The sequence below is a fragment of the Streptomyces coelicoflavus genome, assembly GCF_045041415.1.
Lineage (GTDB): Bacteria > Actinomycetota > Actinomycetes > Streptomycetales > Streptomycetaceae > Streptomyces > Streptomyces coelicoflavus.
Window position 1 is genome coordinate 86,868 of record NZ_CP108218.1, and the last position, 18,669, is coordinate 105,536.

At 73.7% G+C, this 18,669-nt stretch carries 20 protein-coding genes; 9 read left to right on the top strand and 11 right to left on the bottom strand.

The window, feature by feature from the left end:
- Nucleotides 1-45: 45 nt before the first annotated feature.
- Nucleotides 46-2,268 (bottom strand): bifunctional glycosyltransferase family 2 protein/CDP-glycerol:glycerophosphate glycerophosphotransferase, encoded by a 2,223-nt coding sequence (locus tag OHA99_RS00425; RefSeq protein ID WP_153176166.1) that lies wholly within the window; start codon nt 2,266-2,268, stop codon nt 46-48.
- 167 nt (nt 2,269-2,435) lie between these two features.
- On the opposite strand from OHA99_RS00425, the gene OHA99_RS00430 reads away from it, so the two are divergent.
- Nucleotides 2,436-3,065 (top strand): dihydrofolate reductase family protein, encoded by a 630-nt coding sequence (locus tag OHA99_RS00430; protein WP_405693420.1) that lies wholly within the window; start codon nt 2,436-2,438, stop codon nt 3,063-3,065.
- 108 nt (nt 3,066-3,173) lie between these two features.
- A complete protein-coding gene (locus OHA99_RS00435) occupies nt 3,174-4,163 on the top strand; it encodes an NAD(P)-dependent alcohol dehydrogenase (RefSeq protein WP_153176168.1) in 990 nt (329 codons plus the stop codon).
- 33 nt (nt 4,164-4,196) lie between these two features.
- Here OHA99_RS00435 and OHA99_RS00440 read toward each other — a convergent pair whose 3' ends face one another.
- The 3 genes from OHA99_RS00440 to OHA99_RS00450 form a co-directional block, all read right to left on the bottom strand.
- Nucleotides 4,197-5,249, bottom strand: a complete 1,053-nt coding sequence (locus OHA99_RS00440; protein ID WP_405693422.1) for a homoserine dehydrogenase — start codon at nt 5,247-5,249, stop codon at nt 4,197-4,199.
- A 64-nt stretch (nt 5,250-5,313) separates the two neighbouring features.
- Entirely contained in the window at nt 5,314-6,042 is a 729-nt protein-coding gene (locus OHA99_RS00445; protein WP_405693424.1) for a cupin, read from the bottom strand.
- Entirely contained in the window at nt 6,036-6,995 is a 960-nt protein-coding gene (locus OHA99_RS00450) for a PmoA family protein (protein ID WP_405693425.1), read from the bottom strand. The genes OHA99_RS00445 and OHA99_RS00450 overlap by 7 nt, the downstream gene beginning before the upstream one ends.
- Before the next feature lie 229 nt (nt 6,996-7,224).
- Between OHA99_RS00450 and OHA99_RS00455 the strand changes: the two genes are divergently transcribed.
- The 3 genes from OHA99_RS00455 to OHA99_RS00465 all read left to right on the top strand — a co-directional run bounded on the left by OHA99_RS00455 (nt 7,225) and on the right by OHA99_RS00465 (nt 8,930).
- Nucleotides 7,225-7,455, top strand: coding sequence for a hypothetical protein (locus OHA99_RS00455; RefSeq protein ID WP_007389700.1), 231 nt, complete (start codon nt 7,225-7,227; stop codon nt 7,453-7,455).
- Between the two features lie 82 nt (nt 7,456-7,537).
- Complete coding sequence (locus OHA99_RS00460; RefSeq protein WP_405693427.1) at nt 7,538-8,374, top strand: alpha/beta fold hydrolase; 837 nt, start codon at nt 7,538-7,540, stop codon at nt 8,372-8,374.
- A gap of 22 nt (nt 8,375-8,396) precedes the next feature.
- A complete protein-coding gene (locus OHA99_RS00465; RefSeq protein ID WP_153181602.1) occupies nt 8,397-8,930 on the top strand; it encodes a TetR/AcrR family transcriptional regulator in 534 nt (177 codons plus the stop codon).
- A gap of 31 nt (nt 8,931-8,961) precedes the next feature.
- Here OHA99_RS00465 and OHA99_RS00470 read toward each other — a convergent pair whose 3' ends face one another.
- A complete protein-coding gene (locus OHA99_RS00470; protein ID WP_405693429.1) occupies nt 8,962-9,909 on the bottom strand; it encodes an aldo/keto reductase in 948 nt (315 codons plus the stop codon).
- Nucleotides 9,910-9,993: 84 nt separating this feature from the next.
- Between OHA99_RS00470 and OHA99_RS00475 the strand changes: the two genes are divergently transcribed.
- A complete protein-coding gene (locus tag OHA99_RS00475; protein WP_405693431.1) occupies nt 9,994-10,620 on the top strand; it encodes a TetR/AcrR family transcriptional regulator in 627 nt (208 codons plus the stop codon).
- 14 nt (nt 10,621-10,634) lie between these two features.
- Here OHA99_RS00475 and OHA99_RS00480 read toward each other — a convergent pair whose 3' ends face one another.
- The 5 genes from OHA99_RS00480 to OHA99_RS00500 all read right to left on the bottom strand — a co-directional run bounded on the left by OHA99_RS00480 (nt 10,635) and on the right by OHA99_RS00500 (nt 15,508).
- Nucleotides 10,635-11,963 (bottom strand): SGNH/GDSL hydrolase family protein, encoded by a 1,329-nt coding sequence (locus tag OHA99_RS00480; protein ID WP_405693432.1) that lies wholly within the window; start codon nt 11,961-11,963, stop codon nt 10,635-10,637.
- Between the two features lie 156 nt (nt 11,964-12,119).
- Nucleotides 12,120-13,133, bottom strand: coding sequence for a DUF2891 domain-containing protein (locus OHA99_RS00485; RefSeq protein WP_405693433.1), 1,014 nt, complete (start codon nt 13,131-13,133; stop codon nt 12,120-12,122).
- Complete coding sequence (pcp, locus tag OHA99_RS00490; protein ID WP_165683557.1) at nt 13,133-13,783, bottom strand: pyroglutamyl-peptidase I; 651 nt, start codon at nt 13,781-13,783, stop codon at nt 13,133-13,135. Before pcp ends, OHA99_RS00485 begins: the two co-directional genes overlap by 1 nt.
- A gap of 34 nt (nt 13,784-13,817) precedes the next feature.
- On the bottom strand, nt 13,818-14,792 hold the full coding sequence (locus OHA99_RS00495) for a DUF979 domain-containing protein (RefSeq protein ID WP_007389690.1): 975 nt from the start codon (nt 14,790-14,792) through the stop codon (nt 13,818-13,820).
- Nucleotides 14,789-15,508, bottom strand: coding sequence for a DUF969 domain-containing protein (locus tag OHA99_RS00500; protein ID WP_381376453.1), 720 nt, complete (start codon nt 15,506-15,508; stop codon nt 14,789-14,791). Before OHA99_RS00500 ends, OHA99_RS00495 begins: the two co-directional genes overlap by 4 nt.
- 216 nt (nt 15,509-15,724) lie before the next feature.
- Here OHA99_RS00500 and OHA99_RS00505 point away from each other — a divergent pair, with 216 nt between their 5' ends.
- From OHA99_RS00505 to OHA99_RS00515, 3 genes are read left to right on the top strand one after another with little or no spacing between them, the layout of a single operon-like run.
- The gene (locus tag OHA99_RS00505) at nt 15,725-16,477 is read left to right on the top strand and encodes a LamB/YcsF family protein (protein ID WP_405693436.1); all 753 of its coding nucleotides are present in this window, start codon (nt 15,725-15,727) and stop codon (nt 16,475-16,477) included.
- Nucleotides 16,474-17,295 (top strand): allophanate hydrolase subunit 1, encoded by an 822-nt coding sequence (locus OHA99_RS00510; protein WP_405693438.1) that lies wholly within the window; start codon nt 16,474-16,476, stop codon nt 17,293-17,295. Before OHA99_RS00505 ends, OHA99_RS00510 begins: the two co-directional genes overlap by 4 nt.
- Nucleotides 17,292-18,149: a biotin-dependent carboxyltransferase family protein gene (locus OHA99_RS00515; protein ID WP_153176178.1), complete on the top strand. Its 858-nt coding sequence runs from the start codon at nt 17,292-17,294 to the stop codon at nt 18,147-18,149. Before OHA99_RS00510 ends, OHA99_RS00515 begins: the two co-directional genes overlap by 4 nt.
- Here the strand turns inward: OHA99_RS00515 and OHA99_RS00520 are convergent.
- A complete protein-coding gene (locus OHA99_RS00520; protein ID WP_405693440.1) occupies nt 18,136-18,561 on the bottom strand; it encodes a DUF2809 domain-containing protein in 426 nt (141 codons plus the stop codon). The two genes, OHA99_RS00515 and OHA99_RS00520, sit on opposite strands and share 14 nt — an antisense overlap.
- Nucleotides 18,562-18,669 lie beyond the last annotated feature (108 nt).

The following is an 18,669-nucleotide window of genomic DNA, read 5'->3' on the forward strand; positions in this document are numbered from 1 at the left end:
GGAAACGGCCGGAAGCAGCCGTTCCGGGGACGGGAGGGGTTCCGGTCAGACCAGGGCCGGTGAGGGGGCCGGGGTGCGCTGTGCGAGCGGGACCACCTCCGGCCCCGCCTCCTGGCCGAGGAAGAAGTGGCGCACCACGCGTTCCGCGGCGTGTCCGTCGTCGTACTGGCAGAAGCGTTCGCGGAAGGCCGCCCGCAGGCCGGCGGCCTCGCTGCCGCGCCAACGGCCGCTGCGGAAGGTGTCGATGAGCTCGTCCTCGGTGGTGGCGACGGCCCCCGGTGTGTCGCCGGGGCGGCCGGAGAGGAGGTCGAAGGTGACGCCGCGGACCTGGGAGTAGATCTCCCAGTCGTCGGCGTATATGACGATGGGCCGGTCGAGGTTGGCGTAGTCGAAGGTGAGGGACGAGTAGTCGGCGACGAGCGCGTCCGCCGCCAGGCAGAGGTCCTCGACGGAGGGGTGGCGGGACACGTCGATGACGGCGCCCTGCGCGGCGAGGTCGCTCAGTTCCCGGTTCAGGTCGTAGAAGTAGTGGGTGCGGACCAGCAGGACGAAGTCGTCGCCCAGGGACTTGGCCAGGCGGGCCAGGTCGAAGGAGGGTGTCCAGCCCGTCCGGTAGTCGCGGTGGGTCGGCGCGTACAGCAGGGCGGTCTTGCCCGGGGCTATGCCGAGCCGGGCGCGGACGGCGGCGACGTCCTCGGCGCCGGCGCGGTAGTAGCGGTCGTTGCGCGGGTAGCCCGCTTCGAGGGATTCGTAGGAGCCGGGGTAGGCGCGCTCCCACTGCTTGGTGGAGTGCTGGTTGGAGGAGACGCTGAGGTCCCAGCGGTCCACGCGGTCGAGGAGGCGCTCGAAGTCCATGCCCCTGGCGGCCGCGGGGTAGGCCCGCTGGTCCATGCCCATGCGCTTGAGCGGGGTGCCGTGGTGGGTCTGGAGGTGGATCTGTCCGGGGCGCTTGACTATGTGGTCGGGGAAGTTGACGTTGTTGACGAAGTAGCGTGCGCGGGCCATCACCTCCCAGTAGCGGCGCGAGTCGCGCACGACGTAGTCGATGCCGTCGGGGACCCGGCCGGCCAGTTCCTTGCGCACCACCCAGACGCCGTGCACGTCGGGGGCGAGTTCCCTGGCCTTGTCGTGGACGGCGAGCGGGTTGCAGGACGGCAGCCGGTCCCAGTACGAGGTGTAGACGGCGAGGCCGGGGTCCGGGGAGCGCCTGCGCTGGAGGGTGTACAGGCCCGCGTACGCGCGCCTTCCGACCTTGTTCTTGGCCTTGAGGACCTTGTTCGGCCCCGCCGTCCTGGCCCGGGCCGCGAACTGGGTGGCCCGGTAGGCGCGGTAGAGACGCTTGGCCACGGCCCGCATGTACACCCCGGTCGGCCCCTCGGGCATCGTGAAGCCGTCCGGGACGTGCGCCGCGTAGAAGTCCGCGGTGCGGTCGAAGAACTCCTTGCGGTCGGCGACCCGCACCCGTTCGGGGCGCCTGAGCGCGAACAGCATGTGGAACACGGCCCGTTCGAACAGCATGGGCGTGGCCCAGGCCAGCTCGGGGCGCTCGGCGAGAAAGGCGAACAGCCCCTCGTACTGCGCGAAGATGTCGAAGTGCTTGCGCCCCGGCGTCTTCGTGATCGCGCCCTGGCGGCGCTGGCGGTACTCGACACCGACCCTGTTCAGGCAGCCGATGCGCTCGGCCGTGACCATCGCCATGTGGGTGACCGGCGCGTCCTCGTACAGGCCGGGTGCGTACTGGAAGCCGTGCTCGAGGAAGAACTCGCGGCGGAACGCCTTGTTCCAGGCCACCAGGAACAGTTCCACGTACTCGGGCCGGTCCTTGAGGCGGAAGACGTCCGTGCCCGCCTTCTCGAACAGGCCCGCGGTCTGGCTGCGGCCGCCCGTGCCCCACCAGTGGGTACGCACGTGGTCGAAGACGAGGATGTCCAGGTCCCCCACGGCGTCGAGCCGGGCGGCCAGTGCCTCCAGCAGGCCGGGGGTGTAGGTGTCGTCGCTGTCGAGGAAGAGGACGTAGTCGCCCCGCGCTCGCTGGAGCCCGGCGTTGCGCGCCCGCCCGAGGCCGACGTTCTCCGGCAGGTGCACGGCCTGGACGCGGGAGTCGCGTGCGGCGTACTCGTCGATGATCGCGCCGCAGGAGTCCGGTGAGCAGTCGTCCACGGCGATCACCTCGATGTCCCGGCAGGACTGCCCCAGAACCGAGTCCAGACACTCGCGAAGGTACCCCTGCACCTTGAACACGGGGACGACAATGCTGAACCGAGGCATGCGGACAACTCCAGGTGAAGCGTGGATTGAGCGTGGCTGAACAGGGAGACTCGCGACGCCTGTGAAACGTTGTACGGGAACTGTGAATGTCTGGAGCGGCCGGGAACCGGCGGCACCTGTCACGCCGCGGAGCGATGAGTTCGGGCGGCGATCCGGGTCGAACCTGTATGACCCACATCGTCGCGGGCATCTCGATCTCCCTGGACGGCTACGTCACCGGACCCGACCCCGGCCCTGGCAACGGTCTGGGCACCGGTGGCGAGGCCCTGCACGTCTGGGCGTTCTCCGACGATCCCGAGGAGCGCCGGATCGTGCGGGAGGCGACCGCCCGCTCGGGGTCCGTCGTCCTCGGTCGCCGGCTCTTCGACATCGTGGACGGGCCGGGCGGCTGGGACGACACCGTCGGTTACGGCGCCGCGGAGGTCGGCAAACCCCCGTTCGTCGTCGTGACGGGCGCGGAGCCGGAGTCGGTCCGGCTCACCGGCCTCGACTGGACGTTCGTCACGACCGGCCTGGCCGACGCCGTCACGGTCGCGCGCGAGCGGGCCGAGGCGGCTTCGGCGGACCGCGGCAGGGACCTCGACGTCGTCCTGATGGGCGGTGGCACCCTGGTCGGTTCGGCGCTCGACGCCGGGCTGGTGGACGTGCTGTCGCTGCACCTCGCGCCGGTCGTACTGGGCTCCGGGACACCGCTGTTCACCGGCGGGACACCGCGCGCACTGGTCCGCCGGAGCGCGAAGCCGACGCCGAACGCCACGCATCTGGAGTACGAGGTCCGCCGAGGCGCGAGCGGGTGAGGTGTGCCCCGGTTCGGCCATTGACGGGAGGGGGCCGTGCCCCTACGGTGCCCTCACCGCGCGGCCCGCGACGGGTCCCGGGGCCCCGGGGGGATGGTGGCAGGCCGGATGAAGGCTGTGGTCCAGGAGAGGTTCGGCCCGCCGGACAGCCTGCGGCTGTGCGACGTCGACCGGCCCCGCGCCGGTGCCGGTCAGGTGCTGGTGCGCGTGCGCGCCGCCGCGGTGAATCCCTACGACTGGCACATGCTGCGCGGGGACCCGTACGTGGCACGGCTGTCGGGAGGCATGGGGCTCGTCCGGCCGAAGCACCGGGTGGCCGGGATCGACGCGGCCGGTGTGGTGGAGTGTGCCGGCCCGGACGTGCGGGGGTTCGGTCCCGGCGATCCGGTACTGGGTTTCTGCCCGGGCGCCTTCGCCGAGTACGCGTGCACCGACGCGCGGCTCCTGGTGCCCGGGCCCGCGGGCCTGACCTTCGAGCAGGCCGCGGCGGTGCCGATGGGCGCGGTGACCGCCTTGCGCGGCATCCGGACCGTGGGCCGGGTCCGGTCCGGGCAGCGGGTGCTGGTCAACGGGGCGGGCGGCGGGGTGGGCACCTTCGCCGTGCAGATCGCGGCGGCGCTGGACGCGGAGGTCACGGGGGTGTGCAGTGCCCGCAACACCGGCCTGGTGCGTTCACTGGGCGCCGCCCGCGTCCTCGACTATGCCCGGGAGGACTTCACCGACGGACCCGAGCGCTACGACGTCATCCTGGACAACGTGGGCAACCATCCGCTGGGGCGGCTGCGCCGGGTGCTCGGCCCGGCCGGTGTCCTGGTGGCCAACGGCGGCGGCTCGCCGGGCCGCGTGTTCGGGGCGGCCGGTGCCATGGTGAAGGTGGCGGCGGTCAACGCGGTCACGCGGCACCGGTTGCGTCCGATCCTCCCGGCGGTCCCGGACGGGCCGGCCCACGAGGACCTGCTCGCCGTCACCGCGCTCGTCGAGGCCGGGCAGGTCACGCCCGTGGTCGGCCGCACCTTCACCCTGGACGGCGCCGCGGAGGCGGTACGCCACGTCGAGGAGGGCCACGCCCGCGGCAGGACCGTGATCACCGTGGCCTGAGCGTCCCGGGCCCGGGGGCGCCGGATCCGCGCCTCAGCGAAAGCCCGTGCGCGGGGCAGTGACCTCTACGGTGTCCTTCACCAGGGCCAGTGCCGCTCCCACCGGGCTCGACCGTCCGCCGCTCACGGTCACGTCGCCCGCGTCGGGGCAGCCGTAGACCACGGCCTTCTCGGGCCCGGTCAGCGCGTGCAGCGGGTCCCCCGGCTCCGTCTCCTCGAGCCGTACGCTCACAATGCCGGGCTCGTCCACCGACGCACCGGCGACCGCCCGCAGGCGGCGGGACCGGGAGGCCGCGTCCCGTGCCCGGACGGCGGTGGCCCCGTCGACCGGCTCCGCCCGCACGCACACCTCCGACGGGTCCCAGCCCCAGGCCAGCGCGGCCAGCAGCCGCACCTTGGTGGCGGCGTCCTCGCCCGACAGGTCGGCCGAGGGATCGGCCTCCGCGATGCCCCGCAGCCGCGCGGCACGGATCGCTTCGTCCAGCGTGCCGCCGTCGGCGAGGCGGTCGAGCACGAAGGTGGCGGTGCCGTTCGGGCAGGCGCGGATCGTCCGGCAGTCCAGGCCGCGCAGGGAGGCGCGCGCCAGGTCCCCCGCCGGGAGCGCCGCACCGGTGGCCCCGGAGATCCTGATCATGCCGCCGCCCGCACCGGCGGCCTCGTCCAGCGCCCGCCAGTGCGTCAGCAGATGGCTCTTGGTGGCCGTCACCACGTGGATTCCCCGGCGCAGCGCGGTCACGGCCTCCTCCGCCGCACGCTGCCGCAGTCCGGGCGAGGAGGGGACGGCCTGGACGAACACGCGCGCGCCGGTGCGGTCGAACGTCTCGTCCAGCGGCTCCGCGGGGCCCCACTCCGAGCGCGGCGGCACCGACCCGTCGGCGCCCGGCCGGCACTGGGCCGCGCTCGCACGTACGGCGGCCACCCGCGGCCGCACGCCGTGACGGCGTGCGAGCGCCGCTGCGTCCCGGCCCAACCGGTCGACGAACGCCTGCCCGACCGGGCCGTACCCGGCGAGGACCACGGGGGGCCGAGTCGCTTCAGCCGCTTCGGCCGCTTCCGTCGCTTCCGTCGCTTCCGTCGCTTCGTCCATGGACCCGGGATCCTCTCACATCGGACGTCCCCGGCCAGGTCGGTGGTGGACCGCGGGCCCGTGGTCAGATGCCCGGGTAGACGTCCAGCCTGCCGCACATGCCGAAGCGCCCGCGTGCCGCGGGCCCGGTCGAGGAGACCCCGGCGGCGCTCAGGTGCGCGTCGTCCCCGCCGCGCAGTGCCTCGAGTCCGGCCCGGGTCGACTCCGCGGCGGCGTACGCGCCCTCGCGCCATCGCCGCTCCCACGCGTCCAACCGGGGCCGCACCAGAGCGGCCGCCGCCCGCAGGAACGCCGCCAGCGGTGCCGGATCGCCGTTCTCGGTGGCCTCGCGGAGCGCGAGGAAGCGCCCGGTCGCCAGGTCACGGCGGGCGCGCGCGGCCTTTTCCTGCTCGGCCTCGGACACGCCGGCGGGCAGGCGGACCGCGTCGGCGTACGTGCCGGGGTCGGCGAGCAGGTCCCGGGGCAGGGTGAGGACGGCGTCACCCGCCTCCGGCAGACCGCTCTTCTGCATCACGACGGTGATCTCCAGGCCCCGGTCGTTGACGAGGCGGTGAATCGTGCTGGGCGTGAACCAGGCGACCGTTCCCGGCTCCAGGGGCGTCTCCTCGAAGCCCGAGGCGGTGAGGGGCTGCACCGCGCCCCGGTCCGCCGTGACGACGTACCCCTCGCCGCACGTGAGGTGCAGGTGGGGTGTGCCGCCGCCGGGCAGTCCGTCGACGGTCGGCCAGTCGTACACGGTCAGCCGGGACACGCCCACCGCGCCCGGGAATCCGTGGTACGCCGGGCTCACCACGCGAGCCCCTCCAGGTGCGCGGCGACCCGCGCGCGGTCCCAGGCGCCGTCGGCCACGACCACGCGGTAGGTCCGGGCGAGGGTTTCGCCGGGCGGCAGGACCAGTTCCTCGTGGAAGGCCCAGGACGGTGCGACGGCGGCGAAGGGGTCGGTGCGCACGAACCAGTGCGCCGGGTGGGCGCCCTTCTCGCCCGAGTGGTCGTTGGAGGGGGCGTGTGCGAAGACGAGTGTGGCGTGGCCGTCCCGTCCGTCGTGCTCGCCGACGTAGGCCAGCCAGGGGGACTGGGAGCCCATGGGGTCGCCTTCGGAGGACTCGGCGGACACGGAGGACTCGGCGGACTCCGAGGTTTCCGCAGTGAGGACGCGGCCGCCGCGGAAGGCGCGTGGGCCGCGCCAGAACAGGCCGGTGTATCCGGCGGCGGGGCGCCCGTGGGTGGTCGGGCTGCCGAACCGCAGTGCTTCGGCACGCCGGTTGGTCACCGCAGACGTCCAGGTGAGCGCCCAGCTGCCGGTGTCCGGGTCGACGTCGCGGACCTCGATGCGGCGCTCCTCCTCGGCCCACAGTTCGCCGCCGTGCGGGTGCCAGGTCAGCTGCTCGGCGATGACAGCGCGGTCCGCCTCGGCGGCCGTCTCCGTGAAGGCCACGTGCGCCATCGAGCCGACCCTCTCCGGCAGCGCGAGGTAGCCCTCGCCGTGGACGTAGGTGTTGCCGCCCCACAGGTTCTGTCCGGACAGGTGGGAGGCGGTCAGCTGGAGGCCCTTGTGCCAGCGGTGGTCGTGGGGCCGGTAGTCCGTCACGAGCGCGCCGGACAGGGTCCGGACCGGGTGGAGGTACGGCTTGGGCGCCTCCCAGGAGGCTTCGGGCCGGTACACGTAGGAGAACAGCTCGGTTCCGGCCGTCCCGTGGGCCACGGTGACGCGGTCGCCCGGGACGTGGGTGAGTGAGAGCGTCATGCGTGGTCCTCTTCCTCGCAGCAACCGCTTACTACCGTGACGTTCCCACGTTCTAACCGGCACGCGCCCGCAAGGTCAAGCCCTCACCGGCGGAGGCCCGGCGCCGGGCCCGGGGCACCGCCGGGCCGCACGGGCACCGGCGGGGGCAAGGACGAGTGCCCTCACCGAGCGACAGTCTCGCTCGGCGAGACACCGGCACGCGCACCGTGCCGCCCTAGGCTTTTTGACCATGGAAATCCCGAGACGACTCATCGAACTCAGACATGCCGTCGAGGCCGCGGACAACCGCTACCGCAGCAACCGGGGCGAAAACGCCACGGTCGCCCTGGCGGTCTGGTCCGACGCCACCGCCGCCCTCGCCCGGGGCATCGCCGCCTACGCCGACGAGACCGGCGTCCCGCACCGCGAGGTGGAGTCGGCCGTGCAGCGCGCGGCAGGACGACATACCTCCCTCGACTGAGCGCGTCTCGCGCACCTTGACAGTCGTGGCTAATGGCAATAGCTTTTGGTTAATGCCATTAGCCACGCCTGGGGAGTGGGACATGACCGAGTACCTTGCCGTCGACGGCGGCACGATCGCGTACGAGGTGACGGGGTCGGGCCCGCTGATCGTGCTCGCGCACGGCATGGGCGACAGCCGCGCCGCGTACCGTGCCGTGATCCCGCAGCTGGTGGCGGCCGGTCACCGGGTCGCCGCGGTGGACCTGCGCGGCTGCGGCGAGTCCGGCGTCGACTGGCCGGAGTGGAGCCGCACCGCCATCGCGGGCGACCTGCTCGCCCTGATCCGTCACCTGGGCGGCCCTGCCGTACTGGTCGGGCACTCGGTCTCGGGCGGTGCCGCCACCATCGCCGCGGCACGGGAGCCCTCGCTGGTCACGTCGGTCGTCGAGCTGGCGCCGTTCACCCGCAAGCAGTCGGTGCGCCTCGGGGACCTGCGGGTGCGGCGGTTCCGGCGGGGCATGCTACGACTGCTCGGCGCGGGCGTGTTCGGCAGCCTGCGGCTGTGGCGCTCGTACCTCGACGTGGCGTACCCGGGCACGAAACCCGCCGACTGGGCCGAGCGGCTCGGCCGCATCGACTCCCTGCTGCGCGAGCCGGGCCGGATGAAGGCCATGCAGGGCATGGGCCGCAGCGCGCCGACCGACGCCGGCGCGCAGCTCGGCAAGGTGCGCTGCCCGGTGCTGGTCGTGATGGGCACGCTCGATCCGGACTGGGCGGACCCGCACGCGGAGGGTTCGGCGGTCGTCGACGCGCTGCCGTCCGGCCTCGGCCGCCTGGAGATGATCGAGGGCGCCGGTCACTATCCGCACCACCAGTTCCCCGACCAGGTGGTCTCGCTCGCGCTCGCCTTCCTCCGCTCGGACGCCGCCCGTGCCTAGGGCGGGCCTGGATCCGGCGGCCGTGGTCGCGGCCGGTGCCGCCCTGGCCGACGAAGTGGGCTTCGCCAACCTGACGATGGGGCTGCTGGCCGGGCGCCTCGGCGTACGCACCCCCTCCCTGTACAAACACGTGAGCGGCCAGGACGACCTCAACCGGCGGATCGCGGTGCTCGCCCTGGAGGAGGCGGCCGACGCCGTCGGTGGCGCCGTGCAGGGGTACGCGGGCCGTGACGCCCTGGCCGCCGCGGCGCGGGCCTTCCGCACCTTCGTCCTGGAGCACCCCGGCCGGTACGCCGCGACGATCGGCCAGGAACCGTCCGGCCCCGAGGACCCGCTGGCCGGTGCGGGACAGCGGCTGCTCGGCGCGTTCACCGCGGTGCTGCGCGGCTACGACGTCGACGACCGCGACGTGAACCACGCCCTGCGCCTGCTGCGCAGCCTCTTCCACGGCTTCGCCACACTTCAGGCGTCGGACGGCTTCCAGTGGAGCACCGACGTCGAGGAGAGCTTCGAGTGGCTCATCGCCTTCGCGGACCGGGGCCTGCGCGCCCTGTGACGCGCGGGCCGCGCACACCTTCGGCACACCGTCAGCCGAGGCGCACGTCCGCGGAGCGGCTTTCCACCGCGTCGAGCGCGGCGAGGGACGACTCGTCCAGGGCGATCGCGCCCACGGCGAGGTTGGCGTCCAGATGATCGGGGTCGGCGGTGCCGGGGATGAGGAGCACGTTCGGGGCGCGGTGGAGCAGCCAGGCGAGGCCCACCTGGGCCGGTGTGACACCGAGGGCCTGTGCGACGGTGTGCACCGCGGGCTCGTCCGCGACCTTGGGCATGGCCGGGAACGCGCCGCCGAGCGGGAAGTACGGCACCCAGGCGATGCCCTCGGCGAGGCACAGCCCGAGCATGTCCTCGTCGTCACGGCTCACGACGCTGTAGGCGTTCTGGACGCAGACGATGTCCGCCGGGAGGGCCCGGCGCAGTCCGTCCTCGGTCACGCTGCTCAGACCGATCGCGCCGATCTTGCCCTCGTCGCGCATCCGGGTCAGCACGGCGAGCTGGTCGTCGAGGTCCACCACCTGGTCGCCCTCGGCGCGCAGGCCGGGGCCGGTGTCGAGGCGGCGCAGGTTCACGACCGCGATCCGGTCGGTGCCGAGGCTCCTGAGATTGTCCTCGACACTCGCCCGCAGTTCCTCCGGTCGCTGTGCGGGACGCAGCGGAACGGGGCCGCCGGGGTCGGGATCGGCCCCGACCTTGCTCACGACGGCGATGTCGTCCGTGGGACGGAGCGCCTCACGGATGACCTCGTTGACGAATCCGTCGCCGTAGAACTGGGCGGTGTCGAGGTGGTCCACACCGCGGTCCAGCGCACGGCGCACCAGTCCGACGGCGGCGGCACGGTCGGAGCGCAGGCGCTCGAGCTGCATCGCGCCGTAGCCGATCCGCGAGACGGTGCGGCCGGCGAGCGGTCCGGTCCCGCCGGGGCGCGGGGCACCGGCATCGGCGGCACGGGAAGAGGAGGAGGTACCGGTTGACGTCATGGGAAGCCCGTCCTCGTGAGAAGATGACAGAAGCGGAGGACCCTCCGCTTCTACGACTGTAGCACTACCGGAGGACCCTCCGCTTTGAGTCCGGACCAGGAACCGAGCCCAGCCGCCGCCGCTCGGCCAGGGCCGCCGACCCACCCCGACCGCCCCTTGCGCGCACACGCGCGACGCAACCGCGAGAAGCTCGTCGCCGCCGCGCGGGACGCGTTCACGGCCGCGGACGACACCGTCCCCCTGGAGGACATCGCCCGTGGGGCGGGGGTCGGCATCGGCACGCTCTACCGCCATTTCCCCACCCGCGAGGCCTTGGTCGAGGCCGTCTACGCCGCCGAACTGGACGACGTGACGGACGGCGCATCCGCACTGCTCGACAGGTTGCCGCCCGAGCGGGCCCTGCGCGCGTGGATGGAGCGCTACGCGGAGTTCGTCGCGACGAAGCGCTCCATGCTCAACACCCTGCACAGCGCCTGGGCCTCGGGGCGCCTCGCGACGCCCGCCACCCGCGAGCGCATCACGGCCGCCATCGGCGTGATACTCACGGAGGGGGTACGGGCGGGCTCGCTCCGCGCGGACGTGGCGCCCGACGACGTCACGGCGATGCTGCTCGGCGTGTTCCTCTCGACGGCCGCCGACGACGAGCCGGAGCGCACGCACCGTCTGCTCGACCTCGTCGTCGACGCCCTTCGCGCGCCCGGGAGTTCATGACCCGGGCCGGTGGGTCACCGGCGTGCCGACGACGCCAGCATCGGGAGCGAGACGATGTCGGCGAGGGCCTGCTGGCCGGCGATGTTCGCGTGGACTCCGTCGCCGGTGTCGTACGGCGGGTTGATGCTGTTCGGCCGCACCGGGTCCTCGAGCACCTGGTCGAAGGGGAGGATGCCGTCACAGGTGCCGCCGCAGCTGTTCCACTTCGAGACGAAGGTGCCGACGGCGTGCCGGTCGCGGTTGTGCTGGTCGGTGTAGCCCGGGCGAGGGGTGATGGGCGTGACGTACACCTTGATGCCCGCGGCCCGCAGTCGCTGGAACACCTCGCGGTAGCTCGCCTCGATCTGCGCGGCGTCGCAGCCGGCCGGGAGGTCGTTGGTGCCGTAGTAGTAGAGGACCCCCGTGACCCCGTGCAGGGCCAGGACGTCGCGTTCCAGACGGGCGGCGGCGTCGAGGCCGCGGACGCCCGCACCGATGCCCGGGCAGGTCGCGGCGCTGGTGGTGCCGCCGATGCCCGCGTTGGCGACGGCGAACTGCCGGGCGGGAGGCAGTTCGGAGGTGATCCGCCGGGCGAGGTCGTCGGTCCACCGCAGGTCGGCTCCCGGGCGATTGCAGTCCGGCCCGCAGTTCGTCGACCCGGTTCCGTCGACGACCGAGCTGCCGTAGGCGACGAGACTTCCCCGCAGGCGGGGGTTGCGCACGTCGACCGCGCTGACCAGGAGGGTGGAGCCGGTCGTCTCGGTGTACGCGGTGCCGGCCGGGTCGGCGGTGTGGTCGCCCGAGCCGGGCGGGGTCAGGTAGTTGGTGCGGAAGGCGCTGTCGTGCTGCCCCGGAGCCACCGTGCCGGAGACGGAGAGCGACACCGCGACGTCGTCCTGAGCGGCGGTGCGGAGTCCGGTGGTGTCGCTCCACACCTCGCCCCCGGGTGGGACGACGACCCGGCGCCGGCCGTCGAACGTGACGGGGCGCAGGCGTCCCTCCGTCGCGGCGTCCTTGCCGTCGCTGTGTGCCACCGTCGCCGCGTCGACGGTGAGCGGTGTCTTGCCGAAGGTGTTCTGGACGCGTATCCGGACCGCGTCACCGCCCTGGCTCAGGTGGGTGATCATGCGCATCGACTGGTCGCGCAGCGGGGTGGGCGCGAGGCGCTGCTGCGAGGCGGCCCAGGAGGTGTACCAGGCGTTGCCCCCGGGACGACGGTCCGACCCGGTGCCGTCGGGTGCCGCGGCGGTGCTCGCGGACGCGGTGAGGGCGGAGGAGGCCAGGGTGAGGGCCAGGGCGGTCGCGACGCCTCGGGCCAGGGGCGCCCGGGCGGAGGAGAGCGTGCGGGCGAGGAGACGGTGCATCGGTGCCTGCCTTTCCGGCGGGACGTGACGGGTGCAGGGCTGGATCCTCCCCGGCCGGCCCCCGGCTCACGCCACTTTCTGACAACGTTGCCTAGAGACCGCTCCCCGGGTCATGGAGGCACTGCGCCGGGGGCCCGCTCCCCCGGCGCTTCGGTGTCAGCGCGGAGCCACCGGATCGAGTGCCAGTGCGGCGAAGGTCGCCAGCCAGTGGTCGGTGGTGAAGTCGCCGCGCTCCACCGCCGGCAGGCCCGCCGCGAGATGCGCCCCGGCCGCCTCGTCCAGGCGGGCCCGGGCCGGGCCCTCGGGCAGGGCGTCGGCGAGCGAACGCAGTGCGGCCGCCCTGCTGAGGGCCAGGCCGAGCAGGTGGCCGATCTGCGGGTCCGCGTGGTCGGAGACCACCGGCACCTCCAGCAGCGCGCAGGGGGCGCCGGTCGCGAGCCCGGGCAGGAAGCGGTCGAGCCACGCCGCGAGCCGCTCGGGTGCGAGGACCCTGCGCATCGCGTCGGCCTCGGTGAGCGCCGGGGACAGGAAGTCCTGCCCAGACGGTTCCCAGTGCGCGGGCGCGTCGTGGTCGTCGGCGAACCAGCTCAGCAGCCGCTCCCGCACGGCCCGTTCGGTCCCGGCCGACAGCTCGCCCGAGTCGAGTGCGAGGCCCAGCGCGAAGGCGCTGTTGGGGTGGTTGCCGTGGCGTACGGGATAGGTGGCCTTGGGCAGCCACTCGGCCAGCAGTGCGTCGACGGCGGCCACGGCCGGGCCCAGGGCCCGCGCCCAGCGCTCCCCCTCCGCGCCCCCGTGCGCCCGGCACTCGGCGGCGAGCGCGAGCAGCCAGGCCCAGCCGTAGGGGCGTTCGAAGGACGGCCGGTCGCGCAGGTAGGCGGCCTCGGTCGCGAGGTGGTCGGGGGTGAGGTGGCGGTCGAGCACGGCGACGGCGACCTCCGTGTCCGGCAGCGCGGGGGTGCCGCCGTGGCGGCGCAGCAGCCGGACGAGCAGCCAGTGCATGTGCACCGAGGAGTGCCAGTCGTAGGCGCCGTAGAAGGCCGGATGCAGGGAGCGGGGTTCGGCGCGCTCGTCGGCGGAGGTGATCAGGTGGGCGGGGAAGTTGGGGTACTCGCGGGTGATGTTCGCCAGGGCGAGCTGGGCGAAGGGGGCCGCGTGGGCGCTCAGCGGCATCAGTGGGTGGCTCCTTCGGTGACCTTCAGGTCCTGTTCGGCGGGGGTGCGGGCGGCGGCGGCCAGCAGGGCGCGCAGGCCGTGGGCGACGGTGGCGGGCGGGAGGGCGGGCGCGGTGCCGTCGGGTACCTGTTCCGGCGCCCAGGGCACGTGCGCGAAGCCGCCTCGTATGTGCGGGAACTCGGTGGCGATGAGGTGGCCGAGGCCGTAGGCCACGTGGTTGCAGACGAAGGTGCCGGCCGTGTTGGAGACGGCGGCCGGGACGCCGGCCTCGCGCATCGCGGCGACGCACGCCTTGACGGGGAGGGTGGAGAAGTAGGCGGCGGGGCCGTCCGGGACCACCGGTTCGTCGATGGGCCGGCCGCCGGCGTTGTCGGGGATGCGCGCGTCGTCGACGTTGATGCCGACGCGTTCGACGGTGACGCCCGGGCGGCCGCCCGCCTGGCCGAGGCAGAGCACCAGGTCGGGGGCCTCGGCCCGGACGGCGTCGCGCAGTGCGTCGAGGGCCTCGCCGAAGACGCAGGGCAGTTCGGCAGCGGTGACCGTGAGTCCGGCGGGCGGTTCGGCGGCCACCAGGGAGGCCGCCTGCCAGGACGGGTTCACGCGCTCCCCGCCGAAGGGGGCGAAGCCGGTGATGAGGACACGGGTCATGGGCGCTCCTTGCCGTGCGGGTGGGGTGGCGGGATCAGAAGGCGAAGAGCGCCATGATCACGGTGCAGCAGCCGAGCAGGGCGATGCCCGTCGGGAGCTGGGCCTTGATGGGCCCGTACTGGTCCTTCAGTTCGAGCAGGGTGGCCGGGACGATGTTGAAGTTGGCGGCCATCGGCGTGCACAGGGTGCCGGCGAAGCCGGCCAGCATGCCGATCGCGAGGACGGCGGGCTCGTTGCCGTGCATCTGCTGGATGAGTACGGGCCAGCCGATCGCCGCCGTCATGACCGGGAAGGCGGCGAAGGCGTTGCCCATGATGACGGTGAACAGGAACATGCCCACGCAGTAGGCGACGACGGCGAAGTACTTCGAGTCGTCGGGCAGGACCTTGTTCATGATGTCGCCGACCTGGTCGCCGACCCCGGCGGCGGCGAAGATCGAGCCGAGCACCGCCAGGAGCTGGGGCAGCAGCAGGGCGGCGCCCATCGCCTCCAGCATGGAGCGGCCCGAGTGGATCGGGACGGAAACCTTCTTCTCGCCGGTGACGAGCATGCCGACGACGAGCGCGGCGATGCAGCCGACGCCGAGCCCGAGCAGGGTGGCCTTGCCCGACTCGAAGAGCCCGGACTCGTCGAGGACGGAGGCGCAGACGATGGCCACGAGCGGGATGGTCAGCGCGGGGATGAAGATCTTGCTGCCGAGCCGGGCGGCGGCGGCCTCGCGCTGCTCGCCGGTGGTGGTGACCGGGACGCCCTTGCCGAGGAAGTTGAAGCCGGCGAGCACGATCAGGGCGAGGACGGCGACGCCGAGCGGTTCGGCGGGCAGGGTCCAGCCGCCGTTGCCCGCGGTGGCGTTGGCGACGCCGGTGCCGTAGGGGAAGGTGAGCCCGAGCAGGCCCCAGAACGCGGCGGACGTCCATCGCTTGGGGTTGCTGCGGTCCATGGCCATCTGCACGGCCATGACGACGAAGACGAGGCCTATCAGCCAGTACAGCCATTCGACCTTGATCACTTGTCGGCCCCCTCGGGAAGCGGCAGCTCGTGTTCGGCGGCGGCCTGCGCCATCTCGCGTTCGAGCTGCTTGTCCATGAGCAGCAGCCGGGCGCCGTGGATGAGGAAGGCGCAGACGGCGAGCGGGATGGCCCACAGGGCGAGCTGGGTCGGCTCGATGTCCTGGTGGTACGTCGAGTTCACGAAGCCGGTGATCAGCAGGATGGAGCCGATCGCGATGAAGCAGTCCTCGCCGAAGAAGACGCCCACGGTGTCGGCCGAGGCCGAGTAGGAACGGACCTTCTCGCGCAGCTTGTCCGGCAGTTTGGCCCCGGTGGAGCGTTCCGCCGCGGCCTCGGCCATCGGTGCCACCAGGGGCCGCACGGTCTGTGCGGGGCCGCCGATGCTGTTGAGGCCGAAGGCCGCGGTGACCTGCCGGACCAGCAGGTAGACGGTGAGGAACCGGCCGGCGCTGAGCTTGCCCAGGCGGCCGATGAGGTTGCGGGCCTGCTCGCGCAGGCCGTAGCGCTCGAGCAGCCCGATCACCGGGAGCACGATGGCGTAGACGGTGACCGAGCGGCTGTCGGCGAAGGACCGGCCGAAGGCCGCGAGGACCTCCAGCGGGTTCATCTTGCCGAGCAGTCCGGTGACGATACCGGCGACGCCCACCACGAGGACGGGGTTGCGGCGCGTGACGAATCCGAGGATCACCACGACCACACCGAGGAGAACGATCATTCGGTGGCCTTCTTCAGGCATGAGGGGGCAGGGCACGGATCCGGAGCTTCGGAACGTGACTCATGGGTCCCGGGGACCATAGCTCCAGATGCGTGGCAGATGCACGGACACTAGCGATCGTTCAACGATCTAACAAGAGGTGAATCCTCATCCCCACAGACGGCACACACCTCGGCCCTCTTGTCGGATCGTTCAACAATCGTCTACTTTCAGGGTGTGATCGACCTCAACGCAGATCTCGGTGAGGGCTTCGGCCGCTGGACCCTCACCGACGACGACGCCCTGCTCTCCGTCGTCACCAGCGCCAACGTCGCCTGCGGCTTCCACGCCGGCGACCCCTCGGTGATGCGCCGCGTCTGCGACCTCGCCGCCGAGCGCGGGGTGCGGATCGGGGCGCAGGTGTCCTACCGCGACCTGGCGGGCTTCGGGCGGCGTGCCATGGACGTGCCCGCCGACGAGTTGGCGGCCGAGGTGGCGTACCAGATCGGCGCGCTCCGGGTCTTCGCCGAGGCCGCCGGGGCCGTGGTCGCCTACGTCAAGCCGCACGGCGCGCTCTACAACCGCACCGTCCACGACGAGGGGCAGGCCCGTGCCGTCGTCGCCGGGGTCAGTCTGGCGGGCGGCGCCCTGCCCGTGCTCGGCCTGCCCGGCTCGCGACTGCTCACGGCCGCGGCCGACGCGGGGCTCACCGGCGTCCCGGAGGCCTTCGCGGACCGCGCCTACACCGCGCGGGGCACCCTGGTCCCCCGCGGCGAGCCGGGCGCGGTGGTGACGGACGAGGACGCGGTGGTACGCCGTGCGGTGGCGTTCGCCGTGGAGGGCTCCGTCGAGGCCGTGGACGGTACGGCCGTCGCGGTCGCCGCCCGCTCGCTGTGCGTGCACGGCGACACCCCGAACGCCGCCCGGATCGCCGCCCGGGTGCGTACGGCGCTGGAGACGGCCGGGGTCGGGATCGGGGCGTTCGCATGACCGGCGGTCCCTCCCTCAGTGTGCGTCCGGCAGGTCGCCACGCCCTCCTCGTGGAGTTGCCCGACGCCGAGCGCACCGCGGCCTTCCACGCCGAGGTGCTGCGCAGGCGCGCCGCCGGGACGCTGCCGCCGGTCACCGAGGTGGTGCCGGGGGCACGGACCGTCCTGCTGGACGGGGTGCCGGACCCGCGGGCGCTGGCCCGCCGGGTCGTCGGCTGGGAGGTGCCGCCGGTCGCGGACGACACGGGCGACGCGGTGGAGATCCCGGTGCGCTACGACGGGCCGGACCTGGCCGACGTGGCGGCCCTGTGGGGGGTCGCACCGGACGAGGTCGGCGCCGTCCACGGCGCGCACACCTACCGGGTCGCGTTCTGCGGCTTCGCGCCCGGCTTCGGCTATCTCACCGGGCTGCCGCCCCGGCTGCACGTCCCCCGGCGGTCCACGCCCAGGACCCGGGTGCCGGCCGGCGCGGTCGCCCTCGCCGGTCCCTACAGCGCGGTCTATCCCCGTGCCACCCCGGGCGGCTGGCAGCTGATCGGCACCATGCCCGACCCGCGCCCGCTGTGGGACCCGGAGCGGGAGCGGGCGGCGCTGCTCACGCCGGGGACACGGGTGCGGTTCGTCACGGCGGACGGCGCGGGGACGGTGACCGCGGGCCCGGGGGCCGGCGCGGAGACGGCGGCCGGTCAGGTCACTGCGGCCGGCACGAGGACGGCGGCCAACGGGCCCGGTCGGGTCACGGCGGGCAGCGCGAGGGCGACAGGCGCCGGGGCCGGCCGCACCACCACGGCCCGTGTGCGCCCGGAGGCCGGGGCATGACGGCCAAGCTGACCACGGTGCGTTCCGGTGCGCTCACGACGGTGCAGGACGCGGGCCGGCCCGGCCACGCCCACCTGGGCGTCCCCCGCTCCGGTGCGCTGGACGCGCCCGCGATGCGGCTCGCCAACCGCCTCCTCGGCAACGACCCGGGCGCCGCCGTCCTGGAGACGACCCTGACGGGCTGCGCCCTGCGGCCTGACCGGGACGTCACCGTCGTGGTCGGCGGGGCGCCCTGCCCGGTGACGGTCGACGCCGGGCCGGTCGCCTGGGGCGCCCCGGTGCGGGTGCCGGCGGGCTCGGTCCTGGACGTGGGGGCGGTGACCGCCGGGGTGCGCTCCTACGTGGCCGTCGCGGGCGGCGTCGCCGTCGAGCCCGTCCTCGGCAGCCGCTCGACGGATCTGCTCTCGGGGCTGGGCCCGGACCCGCTGCGGGACGGGGACGTCGTGGCGGTGGGCGCTCCCCCGCGGCCGGTGCCGCCGCCCGTCGCCGCCCCCTGGCCCGGTCCGCCGGCCGAACTGGTCCTGCCGGTGTGCCCGGGCCCGCGCGCCGACTGGTTCTCCCCGGCCACGCTGCGCACGCTCACTTCGGCCGCCTACCGCGTCTCCCCGCACAGCAACCGCATCGGGCTGCGCACCGAGGGGCCGCCGCTCGAGCGGGCGTCGACGGGTGAACTGCCCAGTGAGGGCATGGTTCTGGGCGCCGTACAGGTCCCGCCGGACGGACGCCCGGTGATCTTCCTGCACGACCACCCGACGACCGGGGGCTACCCCGTCGTCGCGGTCGTCCCGGAGCCGGCTCTCGCGGCGGCGGCCCAGGCCGCGGCCGGAACACCGCTGCGTTTCACGCTCGCCTGACGGCCGGCCAACCGGCCGCCGCCCCGACCGCGTACCAGAAGAGGTCCGGTGCGTTGAAGGTGGAGCCGAGGACCAGTCGGGCCGCCGTGCTCTGCCCGGCGAGGTACGCCGGCCCGCCGGTGAGCTGGAGGAACTCCACCGCCCAGCTCACCGCCAGGGCGAGCACGGCGGCCTTCCCCGGTGCCGTCCGCGGCGCCGCCACCAGGACGAGCGCGAACAGCAGCAGGGTGTAGAGCGCGTCTCCCCCGTACTTGGCCACGTCCCCCGCCGCCACGGCCCTGAGCGCCAGTCCGGCGCCGACGATCGCCACCGCGGCCACCGCGGCCGCGAGGCGCATACGGGCGGGTGCGGGTGTGCACCTGCGTGTCGCATCGTCCTCGCGCACGGCGAACCGGGGGAAGGGGGAAGTCATGCGTCCATTGTGTGCCCGGTTCCGCCACCGATTCTCCGCGATTCTCCGCGGGCTGTGGCGGACGCGCGTAGACCTCGGGCACCATCGTCTCGCACCGCACGGCTGCGT